Source organism: Bradyrhizobium sp. SZCCHNRI1009 (genome assembly GCF_032487575.1).
GTDB lineage: Bacteria > Pseudomonadota > Alphaproteobacteria > Rhizobiales > Xanthobacteraceae > Bradyrhizobium.
Window position 1 is genome coordinate 427,896 of sequence record NZ_JAUEUL010000004.1, and the last position, 13,406, is coordinate 441,301.

Here is a 13,406-nt window from a genome sequence, read left to right on the forward strand (position 1 = left end):
CGGGGTTCTGGCATAACATGAGCGCGCATTCCAACGAATGACATCTCAAGACCAAGAAATGCGGGGAGAGACCATATGAAATCGGGTTTGCTGGCTATTGCGGCCGTCGGTGCGCTGCTGGCGGCGGCGCCGGCGTCGGCACAGGTCAAGATCGGCATCCTCAATGACCAGTCCGGCGTCTATGCCGACTACGGCGGCAAATATTCCGTCGAAGCGGCCAAGATGGCGATCGAGGATTTCGGCGGCGAGGTGCTGGGGCAGAAGGTCGAGCTGGTCACCGCCGACCACCAGAACAAGCCCGATCTCGCCTCCACGATCGCGCGGCGCTGGTACGACACCGAGGGTGTCGATATGATCACCGAGCTGACGACCTCCTCGGTCGCGCTGGCGATCCAGGAGCTGTCGAAGGAGAAGAAGAAGATCGACATCGTCGTCGGCGCCGCGACCTCGCGCATATCGGGCGATGCCTGCACGCCCTACGGCTTCCACTGGGCCTATGACACCCGCGCGCTCGCGGTCGGCACCGGCGGCGCGCTGGTCGAATCCGGCGGCGACACCTGGTTCTTCTTGACCGCCGACTACGCCTTCGGCTATGCGCTCGAGAAGGACACCAGCGACATCGTGACGTCGAAGGGCGGCAAGGTGCTGGGCTCGGTGCGCATCCCGCTCAACTCGTCGGACTTCTCCTCCTTCCTGCTGCAGGCGCAGAGCTCGAAGGCCAAGATCATCGGGCTTGCCAATGCCGGCCTCGACACCACCAACTCGATCAAGCAGGCGGCCGAGTTCGGCATCGTCAAGGGCGGGCAGAAGCTCGCCGGCCTGCTGATGACCCTGTCCGAGGTGCATGGCCTCGGGCTGGAGGCGGCGCAGGGCCTGATCCTCACCGAAGGCTTCTACTGGGATCGTGACGACAAGTCCCGCGCCTTCGGCGAGCGCTTCATGAAGCGCACCGGCCGGATGCCGAGCATGATCCACGCCGGCACCTATTCCGCGACCTTGTCCTATCTGAAGGCGGTGAAGGCCGCCGGAACCAAGGACTCCGACGCGGTGGCTGCGAAGCTGAAGGAGCTGCCGGTCGACGACGCCTTTGCTCAAGGCAAGGTGCTCGCCAACGGTCGCATGGTCCACGACATGTATCTGTTTGAGGTCAAGAAGCCGTCGGAATCGAAGAAGCCGTGGGACTACTACAAACAGCTCGCCACGGTGCCCGGCGACAAGGCGTTCTTCACCGCCAAGGAGAGCGGCTGCCCGCTGACGAAGTAGGCCCGTCCCACCACCGGTGTGGTCCCGGCTCGGGGCCGGGACCACAGCAGTGCATGCGGAAATCAGCCGTGCAGCATGCGCCAGAGAATGGCGATGAGCGCGCCGACCAGCAGCGCCGAGGCGGCGAGCGCCTGCACGCCGAAGCCGGGGCCCCGCTTCTCCGCGGCCTTGGCGTAGGACAACATGTACATCGCGCGGCCCGCGATCCAGACGAGGCCGATCAGGGCCGCGATCGTGTCGCTGACATAGATCGCGAACAGCCACAGCGCCGGCAGGAAGATCGGCAGCCATTCCAGCGTATTCACCTGCACGCGATAGGTGCGCTCGAAATCGAGATTGCCGGTGACGGCCGGCGCCTTCACGCCGAACCGGGCGCGCGCCTGCGCGACGCGGACCGCCATGTAGAAATACAGCATGAGCGCGAGCACGGTGACGAGTGCGGTGAAATGATACATGCGCGGTTCCCCCCTTGATGACGGCCTGTTAATATCCCGTCAGCTCGAGATAGCCCACCCCGGTGTGGCTGCCCTTGAAGCTGATCGGTCCCTCCCAATACGGCACGCGGGTGCCCATCCAGGCCTTGGGGTTGAGCGGCGCGGTGTCGATGGCGATGCCGAGCGCGGCGATCTCGACGCGCCAGCCGACCGGCAGCTTGCGCTCACCGATCGTGACCGTCTCCTTTGGGCTCATGGCAATGTCTCCGGGCCCGAGTGGGCGCGAGGCGCCGTCGGCCGGGATCCAGGTGCCGGACGTGTAGTCGCCGTTGCCCTGCCGCATCCGGTACAGCATCAGCTTCTCGCCGCCGAAAAAATGCAGCGCGAACCAGTCCCAGCCGCTCTGGTCAGAGGCCAGCGGCTGGCTGCTCCATTCGCGGTCGAGCCAAGCCTGGCCTGAGACCTCGACCGGTTGATCGTCGAAGCTGATGCGGCCGCGGGCGCGGTAGAACGGCTGGCTGTAGTAGTAGGAGGCCTGGCCGCGCTCGGATTTGCGGCTGTAGCCGCCGATGCCCTGCAGCACCACGGGACGATCGGCCTCGAGATGCAGCGCGTAGGAGAAGTCCGGTCCCGCGGCGCGCATGTCGAGCGGCGCCAGCGATCGATCGTCGGTCGCGGCGGTGCCGCGCAGTTGCCAATCATCGATCCAGGCCTGGAACGGCTTGGCCTCGACGCCGGCCTGGCCGACACCGCCGCGCGCGAACTTTTCCGTCGAGCGGTGGCTGTCGGCGCGCGTCACCGCGGCATGCGCCATCCACAGCTGCTGATTGTCGAAGCCTTCGCCTTGCGGCCCCGGCCGCGCCGCCGAGCGGAACAGCGTCCATTGCAGGCCGTAGGCCAAGCCGCTGGCGTCGCTGAGATTCGCGGTGACGTACCACCATTCGATGCGGAAATCGTCGTGCGGGCTGTGGTCAGCGGGGAATGAGAACGTCCTGCCCGGCGTCACCGCCGCAAAGCCGTCGGCGCTGTCGCTGAGGCCCGCAAAGCCCTGCGCGCGCGCGAGCCGCGGCAGCGCCAGCAGGCCGAGCCCGCCGATCAGCCCGCGCCGCGTGATGATCGCTCTAGCGCTCAATGGTGAAGGTCCTGACCAGATCGGCCGGCTGCATCCGCGCCAGCCGCAGCACCGGCAGCAGCGAGGCGATCACCGCCGCCACCAGCGTGACGATCAGCAGCCGGATGAGCTGCAGCGGAAACACGTCGAACGGCAGCCGCCAGCCGAACGCCTTGACGTTGACGATCGCGATCAGGCACCACGCCACGACGAGCCCGAGCGGCAGCGCCAGAAGCGCGGTCAGGCCGGCGAGCGACAGCGTCTTCAGCAGCTCGACCTCGGCGAGCCGCCGCCGCGTCAGCCCGATCGCCCAGAGCGGCGCGAGCTGCGGCAGCCGCGAGTTCGCGAGGGTCAGCAGGCTGGTCAGCAGCGCGATCGCGGCGACGCCCAGCGTGAAGGTGTTGAGCGCGCCGGTCACCGCAAAGGTGCGGTTGAAGATCTGCTTCGACTCCTGCTTCACGGTCGCCTGGTCGATGACGTTGCGGCCGTCGAGGCCGAACCTGTCGCTGAGAGCAGCGATCAGTCCCGGCACGTCGGCCGGCGCCGCGCGCGCGGCCATGCGCGTGATCGGCGTCGCCGGGAAGCGGCGCGTCAGCGCGGCGACGTTGACCGTGACCTGGCCCTTCGGATTGCCATAGTCGGCATAGATACCCGCGACAGTGATGCGCCAATCGCCGGTCGGCGCGGCGAGGTCGATGCTGTCGCCGACGGACAGATTGAGCCGCCGCGCCAACTGCTCGCTGACGAAGCCTGCGTCGCCGCGCACCAGCTGCTTCCACGCGTTGGCGTCGGCCTGCAGCAGCGGCCAGTGCGCGCGATAGGTGTCGTGATCGGGCAGGCCGAGCACATCGATCGGCGCGCCCGCCAACTGCGTCTCGGCGCGGCCGCCGGGCAGCACGGCCTGCACCTCAGGCCGTGTACGCAGCCAGCTTTGAATCTCGCGCGCCTGCGCCTCATCCGCTGCGCTGATGTAGACGTCGGCGGCGAGCCGGCCGTCGAGCCAGACCAGGAAGGTGCGGCTGAAGGTCTCGACCATCGTCGCGACGCCGACATTGACGGCGAGCGCCAGCAGCAGCGCCATCAGCGCCAGCGACAGGCCCGAGATCTGCTGGCGGCTGTCGGCCCAGAACCACTGCGCCAACGCCGTCCGCGCGCCGCGCTCGCCGAGCCGCAGCACGAGCTCCAGGACCGCCGGCAGCAGCAGCGCGGCACCGAGCATCATCGCCGCGAGCACGCCGAAGCCGGCCAGCAGCGATTGTCCGAGCCACAGCAGCAGACCTGCTGCGACGAAGAAGGCGAGCGCGATGGCGCTCTGCAAGCGCAGCCAGCGCCGCTGCGCCTCCTGCCACGCATAGGGCTGCGCGGTGGACAGGATCGGCAGCCGCATCGATTTGATCAGGCTCGTGGTCGCGGCGGCGAGCGCGCCGGCGATGCTGATGACGAGGCCCGCAAGCCACCATTCCGGCTGCAGGCTCAGTTCGCCCGGCACCTGCGCGCCATACAGCCCGCGCAGCGATGCCGCTACGTTCGGCAGCAGCGCGGCGGCGATGATGTAGCCGCACACCAGTCCGGCCAGGCCCGCAACCAAGGCAAAGCCGATGAGCTCGCCGATCAGCACGCCATTGAGCTGCCGCGCCGACACGCCGCAGGCGCGCAAGGTGCGCAGCACCGGCAGGCGCTGCTCGAAGGCAAGGCCGATGGCGGAATTGACGATGAACAGGCCGACGACGAACGACAGCAGGCCGAAGGCGGTGAGGTTGAGGTGGAAGCTGTCGGTCAGCCGCTCCAGGTCGGTCTCGGCCTCCGGCTGCACGAGCTGCAGCCGGCCGCCGGCGAATGATTGCAAAGCGTCTCGCTTGCCCGTCGCCTTGCCGACCAGCAGCCGCGAGATCTGGCCGGGCTTGCCGAGCAGCCGCTGCGCGTCGCTGATATCGACCACGAGCACGCCGGGCGCGAGCTGCTGCTGCGCCATCACGGGCGGCAGCAGCGCGTCGTTGCTGAGCCGCGGCGTCGCGCCGTCCTTGAGACCGAGATCGGCCAGCGTCTCCGGCGAGATCAGCGTCCGATGCGGCGGTGTCAGGAACGCCTCGAGCTCGCTGCGGCCGACCCTCGGCGCATCGCCGACCTCCCGGGGGATGCTGAACGGCTCGATGCCGAGCAGCCGCAGCGAATGGCCGTCGATCTGCACGCGGCCCTCCAGCACCGGCGACACCGGCCAGCCGGCGCGGCGCAATTCCGCGAACACGCTCTGCGGCAGCATCTTGCCGTCGGTCGCGACCAGCATCGGCGTGCGCGCGCCGCCGAAGATCGCGGCGGCGCGATCATACGAGCTGCGGGCCTGCTGATTCAGCGCCTGCACGCCGCTCCACAGCGCGGTCGCCGAGATCAGCCCGATCAGCAAGGTCGCGAGTTGCATCGGATGCCGGCGCCAGTGGCTGAGCAGCACCGCTAATATCCACAGCGCGCGTCTCATGCGATGCGTCCGGCATGCAGGTGGACGTGACGGTCGAGCATCGCCGCGAGCCGCGCGCTGTGCGTCACCATGAGGAAGCCGCAGCCGGTGCGCGCGACGAGGTCGCGCGTCAGCGCCATCACCTCGTCGGCGGTGTCCTCGTCGAGGTTGCCGGTCGGCTCGTCCGCAAGCAGCAGCGCCGGCTTGATCGCCAGCGCGCGGCCGATCGCGACGCGCTGCTGCTGCCCGCCCGACAATTGCTCGGGATAGCGCTTGAGCAGCGGCTTCAGCCCGAGCCGCTCGACCAGCTCGCTGTGCCACGCCGGATCATGCCGACCGGCCAGCCGCGCCTGGAAGCTGAGATTGTCCTGCACCGACAGGCTCGGCACCAGGTTGAACTGCTGGAACACGAGGCCGAGCCGCTCGCGCCGGACCGCCGCGCGTGCCGAATCGTCGAGCGCGCCGACCGCAGCGCCGTCGAGCAGGATGTCGCCGCTGTCGGCGGCATCGAGCCCGGCGATGAGATGCAGCAGCGTGCTCTTGCCGGAGCCGGATTCGCCGGTCAGCGCGACGCGCTCGCCGGAGGAGACGTCGAGGTCGACGCCGCGCAGGACGTGGATCGGCTCGCCGCCGGATCGGTAGGATTTGGTGAGATGACGGACGCTGAGCACGAGCATGATCGAGGTTGTTGCGTCACAACATAACAAGGGCCAACGCGAACATCACCTGCTCGTTCGTCGTGACGCCGCCGATGTGATGCCGGCCGCGCGCAATCAGGTTGCGAGGGTATCGCGATGCAGCCCAAGAGGGCGGATTCCCGCGTTGCAGCAACAACTTAGCGCGCGAGCCGGTTGCCTGCGGAGCCGCTTCGTGGGTAGCATCGTCGAAACGCCCGGATGACAGGGGCGGATCATGACAGAACGGGGAACGACCATGGCCGCGCCGACGACGCTGAAGGGCACATCCCGCGCAAGCGCGACCCCGAAGGGCGCCTGGAAGATCACCTTCCTGCTGTTCCTGTTCATGCTGGTGAACTTCGCCGACAAGATCGTGGTCGGCCTCGCCGGCGTACCGATCATGACCGAGCTCAACCTGAACGCCGAGCAGTTCGGCCTGCTCGGCTCGTCCTTTTTCTTCCTGTTCTCGATCTCCGCCATCGTCGTCGGCTTCGTCGTCAACAAGGTGCCGACGCGCTGGGTGCTGCTGGTGCTCGCGCTGATCTGGGCGGTGGCGCAATTCCCGATGGTCGGCACCGTCGGCTTCACCACGCTGCTGATCTGCCGCGTCATTCTCGGCGCCGGCGAAGGTCCCGCCGCGTCCGTGGCCGTTCACGCCATCTACAAATGGTTTCCCGATGAGAAGAGGGCGATGCCGACCGCGATCCTGTCACAGGGGTCGGCGTTCGGTGTGATCCTCGCAGTGCCCGCGCTGAACTGGATCATCGTCAATCACGGCTGGCACTATGCCTTCGGCGCGCTGGGCTTGGTCGGGCTGATGTGGAGCGTGGCGTGGCTGTGGCTGGGCAAGGAAGGGCCGCTGGCCGAGGTCGAACTCGCCGGCCTGCGCGAGCAGCGCGTCCCGTATCTGCAATTGCTGACGTCGCGCACCTTCGTCGGCTGCGTCGCCGCGACCTTCGGCGCCTATTGGGCGCTGTCGCTCGGGCTCACCTGGTTCACGCCGTTCCTGGTGAAGGGGCTCGGCTTCTCGCAGCAGCAGGCCGGCTTCATCTCGATCCTCCCCTGGATCTTCGGCGCGTGCGTCGTGCTGACCACGGGCTTCGTGTCGCAGACGCTGATGGCGCGCGGCGTGTCCACCCGCATGGCCCGCGGCGTGCTCGGCGCGACGCCGCTCGTGATCGGCGGCGCCCTGATGGCGATGATGCCGCATGTCGACGCCGCTTCGGCCAAGATCGCACTGCTCGTGGTCGGATCGGGATTGTGCGGCTCGATCTACGTCGTCTGCCCGCCGATGATCGGCGAGTTCACGCCGGTCACGCAGCGGGGCGCCGCCATGGCGATCTACGGCGCGCTCTATACGCTGGCGGGCATCGTGGCGCCGGTGGTGATGGGCAAGATGATCCAGGCCTCCGGCAGCCTGCTCGAAGGCTACATGTCCGGCTTCACCATCAACGCCGTGATCATGGTGATCTCCGGCCTGCTCGGCCTGGCGCTGCTCTGGCCGAACAGCGAACGCGCCCGCCTGCAGGCGCAGCAGGCTGCCGCGCCGGAATTTGCGTGATACAACCCCTGCCGGGGGTCATCAGGAGGCGGCCTCGCATTCATCCTTGCTGAGGTCCTGCACGATGCGCCTATTCTATCATATGCTGCACTACTGGCGCGGTGCGCGATGCCTGAAGATCGAGGACTTCCCAGGCGCCATCCTCCACTTCAGCAAGGTGATCCAGCTCAACCCGCGCAACTATTACGCCTACCATAATCGTGGCGTCGCCCTTCAGGGCATGGGAAGCCACGCCAGTTCGATCGCGGATTTCGGCCTGGCCCTCAAGCTGAAGCCGAACGCGCAGACATTCGGCGCCCGGGGCGTGTCGCGGAAACTCCTTGGCGACTTCGACGGCGCCTTTGATGACCAGACGCGAGCTCTCGCTCTCGACCCCAGGGTCGCCGCGGCTCATGGCGAACTCGCGTTCCTTCATCACGTGAAGGGCGATTCGGATCGCGCGATCGTCGAGAGCACGACGGCGATCGGCCTCGCACCCAATGACCCCATCATGCAGAGGGGGCGTGGCTATATCCAGTTTTGCCGCGGCAGGTTCGATGCCGCGGCAGCGGACATGGAAAGATCGCTCGCGCTCGAGTTCGATCCCTATGCGGTTCTGTTTCTTTACCTGTCGCTCGCCTGGTTGTCGGGGCGCGCCAGGCCGGACCTCGCCGCTGTCGCATCGCGCTGGACTGCGGCGCAGTGGCCTGGACCGGTGTTCGATCTGCTGATGGAGCGTTCGACGGCGCAGCAGGTGCTGAATGCGACCGCAACGGCTCCCGAACAGGCTGAAGCCTATTTCTACATCGGTGAGTGGCATCTGTTGAACGGCCGCCACGACGAGGCCGCAAGAGCACTCGAAATCGCCCTGCGCTCGTTGCCGCCATGGTTCAACGAATACTCGGCCGCACGATCCGAGCTTGCAAGGCTCGCCGAGACGGTCGCCGCGGCCAGTTGATGTCTCAGCTCACACGGCGCGCCCCCCCCCTGACCAGCCGTCCCGGTCGTGCGCCGGTGGCCTCGCCGTAGCGCCGCGTGACCACGCCGGACACGATCGTCGCGTCGTAGCCGTCGACCTCCTGCATCAGGCGGCGGCCGCCGACCGGCAGGTCGTAATGCACCTTCGGCGGATGCAGGTGCAGCCGGTCGTAGTCGATGACGTTGACGTCCGCCTTGTAGCCCGGCGCGATCAGGCCGCGATCGTCGAGGCCGACGGAGAGTGCGGTCTTGCGCGACTGCGCGGCGACGACGAAGGGAATCGACAGTCTGTCGCCGCGCTTGCGGTCGCGGGTCCAGTGCGTGAGCAGATAGGTCGGGAAGCTGGCATCGCAGATGATGCCGCAATGCGCGCCGCCATCGCTGAGGCCGGGCACGCTGCGCGGGTCACGCAGCATCTCGTAGGTGGCATCGAGATTGCCGTCGGAATAGTTGAGGAACGGCACGTAGAGCATGCCGCGCCCGCCGTCCGTCAGCATCGCGTCATAGGCCAGTTCCTCGGGGCGACAGCCGCGGGCGCGGGACTGGGCGCCGAGCGACCGCTCGGGCGGCTGCTCATAGTCGGGCGGATCGCCGAGCAGGTACATCTTGTCGTAGTTCGGCTTGAAGAACAGCGGGTCGTCGGTCGCGCTGGCCTGCTCGCTCAGGATCGCCGCGCGAACCTGCGGATCGCGCATCCGGGTGACGCGCTCCGCCAGCGGCAGATGCGCGATCGCCTGATAGCTCGGATGCGTCTGCAGCGGGTTGCGCGACAGCTCCAGCCCGAGCAGCAGCCCGACCGGCCGCGCCGCGATCTGCGCCGTTACCGACAGGCCGCGCGCAGCGGCGGCGTTGATCTCGGCCAGCGTCTGCCGCCAGCGCTGCGGCGCGCGGTCGTTCTGCGTCACCGAGAACGAGATCGGGCATTTCGTTGCCTCGGCAATGCGCAGCATCATCGGCAGGTCTTCATGGATGGTTGAAATGTCGAGTACGAATTGCAGCACGCTGCGGCCGGCGCCGTGCATGGCCTGCGCGATCGTCGTCAGCTCGTCCTCGCCGGCCTTCAAGGTCGGCGTGTAGTCGCCGGTCGAGGTCCGGTGGTTGAGCGTGCGCGAGGTCGAGAAGCCGAGCGCGCCGGCCTTGACCGCGTCGCGCGCCAGCGCCGCCATCGCGCGGTTGTCGTCGGCAGTGGCGGGATCCCGCCGCGCGCCGCGCTCGCCCATCACATAGACGCGCAGCGCCGCATGCGGCAGTTGCGCGCCGATGTCGAGATCGAATTCACGCTTGCCCAGCCACTCCATGTAGTCCGGAAAGCTCTCCCATTCCCAGGGAATGCCGGCCTCGAGCACCGGCTCGGGAATGTCTTCGACGCCCTCCATCAACTGGATCAGCCGCTGATGATCGGCCGGCCGGCACGGCGCGAAGCCGACGCCGCAATTGCCCATGATCGCTGACGTGACGCCGTTCTGCGACGACGGCGAGATGTCGTGGCTCCAGGTGACCTGGCCGTCGTAATGGGTGTGGACGTCGACGAAGCCGGGCGTGACCAGCTTGCCATGCGCGTCGATCTCCTCGCGGCCTGAGGCTGTGACCTTGCCAACCTCGAGGATGCGGCCGTCCGCGATTGCAACATCCGCCTCACGCAGCTCGCCGCCCGAGCCATCGGCAACGGTTCCACCGCGGATCACGAGATCTGGCTGGGTCATGGCGTGTCTTCCCCGATATTGTCATTATCGGGACATCATCGATGCATGCACGATGATGTCAACACGCGGGAAGAGACATCAGCGTTGCATGGAGAGGTGGAATGCGCGTCTCAAGCGTCGCGCAACTATCAGAGGTGCTCATCATTGCGCCCTCTCCCCTTGTGGGAGAGGGCATGTAGGACAGATCAGCAAGCTCGGTCGGGTGAGGGGTCTCTCTCCGCCAGCTTCCTTCGCCGAGAGAGACCCCTCACCCGACGGAGTGCGCCGATGCGCCGGCGATGCCCTCTCCCACAAGGGGAGAGGGCGCTGCATCGGGCAGCGCGGACGAACTAATAGCTTACTGTCCCTAGGGTGGGCAAAGCGACGCCATCAGGCGTTGCGTGCCCACCGTTGGTAGCTGTGGTGTCGGTGACAAATGGTGGCGCGCTTCGCTTTGCCCACCCTACGTCGACAACTACGCCTTGGCCTTCTTCGGCTCGGTGAAGAACGCCAGCACGATGGTCAGCAGCATGAACACGACCGAGGCGCCGAACACCCAACGGGGCGCGTTCATGTCCATGATCCAGCCGAACAGCAGCGGACTGACCACGCCGGCGAAGTTGAAGCCGGTGGAGACGATGCCGAAGGCGCGGCCGGCGGCGCCCGGAGGGGCGGCGTTGCGCACCAGCATGTCGCGCGACGGCGCGATCACGCCGCTCATGAAGCCGGCGACCAGCATAATCGCCGTGAGCAGCACGGTTGGCAGGTTGATGAAAGTGATCATCAGCACCAGCACGGCGTTGATCGCATAGGCGACGGCCGCGACCAGGTTGTGATGCCTGATGCGGTCGGCGAGCTGGCCGCCGGCGAGCACGCCGACGGCGCTGGCGCCGAGGAATGCGGTCAGCGCGATATTGGCGGTCGAGAACGAGATGCCGTAGCCGTTCATGAACGCGACCACGCCGAAGCTGGCGATGCCGGCGTTGGACAGGCTGAGCAGCATGAAGAACACGGTTAGCAGCATCAGCATCGGCGTCAGCAGGCTGGGCTGCTTCGCCTTGCTGCCATCGGCAGCGGTGTGGTGCGGATGCGGCGGCACCTCGGGCACGTTGCCGACGAGCAGCAGCAGCGCCGCGAGCGGTCCGACCAGGCCGGCCGCGATCAGCGCGCCGGAGCCGCCGACGGTGGTGACCAGCGCCGCCATCACGGCGGGCGCGACCGCGCCGCCGAGATAGCCGGCGAAGGTGTGCACGCCGAAGGCGCGGCCCATCCGCTTCTCGTCCATGTGGGCCGACAGCAGGGCATAGTCCGAGGGATGGTAGACCGCGTTGGCGAGGCCGAGCAGCACCGCCGAGACGACGAGGCTCGTGTAGGTCAGGTAGAACCCGAGCAGCGCCAGCGACAGGCCGCCGAGCGTGAGGCCGAGCAGCAGGATGCGGCGGGCGCCGGCGCGGTCGACGAGATAGCCGACCGGGGCCTGCGTTAGCGCCGACACCACAGCGAACACGGTGAGCGGAAAGCCGAGCTCGACATAGCCGACGCCGAGCTTCTCCTTGAGGTAGGGAAACAGCATCGGCAGCACCAGCATGTGCAGGTGGCTGACCCAATGCGCCAGCGAGATCAGCGCCAGCGTGCGCAGCGGGGAGGCGGCCCGGACCGGAGCACGGACATGTTGCGGTGCGGCGAGAACGTCAGCCATGGTCGATCCGTGTGGCTCCGGTCGTCAGCGATGGAAAAGAGGACGCGTTGCCGGCAAACCGCCGATGCTGCCTAAACAGAGGCGCGCGACACAACGCCACACTATCGGATTGCGGTTCATTGTCCATGAACGCCCGCGCATGGCACCTGCGCGGGATGGCCGGCGGCCGAGGGGCGGCAAGTCACCCGCCGCCGTTCCGGGGTTGTGGGCAGAAAGGCACGGTGTGTCCCCACCACAGGTGTCGTCCCCGCGAACGCGGGGACCCATAACCACCGGCGGATGTTTGTTGCGCGAGTCGTGCAACACGCAGCCTGCCTCAAGACGGATCACGCGGTATGGGTCCCGGGTCGGCGCCCGCTGACGCTTCGCGTCAACGGTCTTGCCCGGGACGACAGCGAGTGTGGGGCGCGGTCGAAGGCTGCCGAAAGGTGGGAGAGGAGAGCGAGAGCGTAACTCCCTACGGCACCACCGGTCCGCCGGCCTTCTTCCACGCGTCCAGTCCGCCCTCGATATGTGCCGTATTCGCAAGCCCCGCCGCTTGCGCGGTCTGCACGGCCATCGCCGAGCGCTCGCCATAGGCGCAGAAGAACACGATGCGGCGGCCGGTGGCGGCGGCGACCTCGCGCAGCATGCCGCCGGGCTTGAGATTGTCGGCGATCGCAGGATAGGGCGCGTGCAGCGCGCCGGACAGCGTGCCGTGCTTGGCGCGCTCGGCGGCCTCGCGCAGATCGACCAGCAGCACGTCGGGACGTCCCAGGCATTCGATCGCCTCACGTGCCGACAGCGACAGGCCCTGCTTCGCCAGTTCCTCCTGATGCAGCCCGACGCGCATGTTGGCGGGCACCGCGACATCCATCATCTTCGGGTTCGGCAGCTTCAGATTCGCCATCAGCGCGACGTAGTCGTCGACCGACTTGACCTGCAGGCGCGGATTGTAGCGGCGCTCCTCGCCGATGGTGGAGACGGTGTCGCCCTTGTAGTCGTGCGCGGGATAGACCAGCGTGTCGTCGGGCAGCCGCAGCAGCCTGTTGAAGATGGAGTCGTACTGCTGCCGCGCATCGCCGTTCTGGAAATCGGTGCGGCCGGTGCCTCGGATCAGCAGCGTGTCGCCGGTGAAGACGCGGTCGCCCATCGAGAAACTATAGGAATCGTCGGTGTGCCCGGGCGTGTACATCACGTCCAGGCTGATGCCCTCGATCGCGATCCGGTCGCCCTCGCTGACGCGCATCGCCACGACATCGGCCTTGGTCTGCTCGCCCATGATGGTGACGCAATGGGTGCGGTCGCGCAAAGCGCCGAGGCCGGTGACGTGATCCGCATGCAGGTGGGTGTCGACGGCCTTCACCAGGCGCAAATCGAGCTCACGCAACAGCTGGCAGTAGCGGTCGACCTTCTCCAGCACGGGATCGATGATGACAGCCTCGCCGCCGGTGCGGCTGGCAAGGATGTAGCTGTAGGTGCCGGAGACGCTGTCGAACAATTGGCGGAAGATCATCGGCGCCTCCTTTCGATCAGGATCGTCGTGGCATTAGCACGATCGGCCCGATGTCACCAATGCGGCGGACGCTCG

Annotated in this window: 10 protein-coding genes; 3 read left to right on the top strand and 7 right to left on the bottom strand. The window is 67.4% G+C overall.

The window, feature by feature from the left end; all coding sequences use genetic code 11:
• Positions 1-75 precede the first annotated feature (75 nt).
• The gene (locus QX010_RS10870) at positions 76-1,263 is read left to right on the top strand and encodes an ABC transporter substrate-binding protein (protein ID WP_316179382.1); all 1,188 of its coding nucleotides are present in this window, start codon (positions 76-78) and stop codon (positions 1,261-1,263) included.
• Between the two features lie 62 nt (positions 1,264-1,325).
• Here QX010_RS10870 and QX010_RS10875 read toward each other — a convergent pair whose 3' ends face one another.
• The 4 genes from QX010_RS10875 to QX010_RS10890 are packed head-to-tail and all read right to left on the bottom strand — an operon-like array spanning position 1,326 to position 5,937.
• Positions 1,326-1,718 carry an MAPEG family protein gene (locus QX010_RS10875; protein ID WP_315801661.1) on the bottom strand — a complete coding sequence of 131 codons (393 nt, stop codon included), beginning with the start codon at positions 1,716-1,718 and terminating at the stop codon, positions 1,326-1,328.
• A 28-nt stretch (positions 1,719-1,746) separates the two neighbouring features.
• On the bottom strand, positions 1,747-2,829 hold the full coding sequence (locus tag QX010_RS10880) for a lipocalin-like domain-containing protein (RefSeq protein WP_316179384.1): 1,083 nt from the start codon (positions 2,827-2,829) through the stop codon (positions 1,747-1,749).
• Positions 2,819-5,281, bottom strand: a complete 2,463-nt coding sequence (locus QX010_RS10885) for an FtsX-like permease family protein (RefSeq protein WP_316179386.1) — start codon at positions 5,279-5,281, stop codon at positions 2,819-2,821. Before QX010_RS10885 ends, QX010_RS10880 begins: the two co-directional genes overlap by 11 nt.
• Positions 5,278-5,937 (bottom strand): ABC transporter ATP-binding protein, encoded by a 660-nt coding sequence (locus QX010_RS10890; protein ID WP_316179388.1) that lies wholly within the window; start codon positions 5,935-5,937, stop codon positions 5,278-5,280. The genes QX010_RS10885 and QX010_RS10890 overlap by 4 nt, the downstream gene beginning before the upstream one ends.
• A 256-nt stretch (positions 5,938-6,193) precedes the next feature.
• Between QX010_RS10890 and QX010_RS10895 the strand changes: the two genes are divergently transcribed.
• Together QX010_RS10895 and QX010_RS10900 are read left to right on the top strand one after the other, a co-directional pair.
• Positions 6,194-7,498 carry an MFS transporter gene (locus QX010_RS10895; RefSeq protein WP_316179436.1) on the top strand — a complete coding sequence of 435 codons (1,305 nt, stop codon included), beginning with the start codon at positions 6,194-6,196 and terminating at the stop codon, positions 7,496-7,498.
• Between the two features lie 82 nt (positions 7,499-7,580).
• Positions 7,581-8,435, top strand: a complete 855-nt coding sequence (locus tag QX010_RS10900; RefSeq protein WP_316179389.1) for a tetratricopeptide repeat protein — start codon at positions 7,581-7,583, stop codon at positions 8,433-8,435.
• Positions 8,436-8,439: 4 nt separating this feature from the next.
• Here QX010_RS10900 and QX010_RS10905 read toward each other — a convergent pair whose 3' ends face one another.
• The 3 genes from QX010_RS10905 to QX010_RS10915 form a co-directional block, all read right to left on the bottom strand.
• Positions 8,440-10,158, bottom strand: coding sequence for an N-acyl-D-amino-acid deacylase family protein (locus tag QX010_RS10905; protein ID WP_316179391.1), 1,719 nt, complete (start codon positions 10,156-10,158; stop codon positions 8,440-8,442).
• Between the two features lie 454 nt (positions 10,159-10,612).
• The gene (locus QX010_RS10910; RefSeq protein WP_315801655.1) at positions 10,613-11,836 is read right to left on the bottom strand and encodes an MFS transporter; all 1,224 of its coding nucleotides are present in this window, start codon (positions 11,834-11,836) and stop codon (positions 10,613-10,615) included.
• A gap of 457 nt (positions 11,837-12,293) precedes the next feature.
• Positions 12,294-13,331 carry an MBL fold metallo-hydrolase gene (locus tag QX010_RS10915; RefSeq protein ID WP_316179393.1) on the bottom strand — a complete coding sequence of 346 codons (1,038 nt, stop codon included), beginning with the start codon at positions 13,329-13,331 and terminating at the stop codon, positions 12,294-12,296.
• Positions 13,332-13,406: the final 75 nt, after the last annotated feature.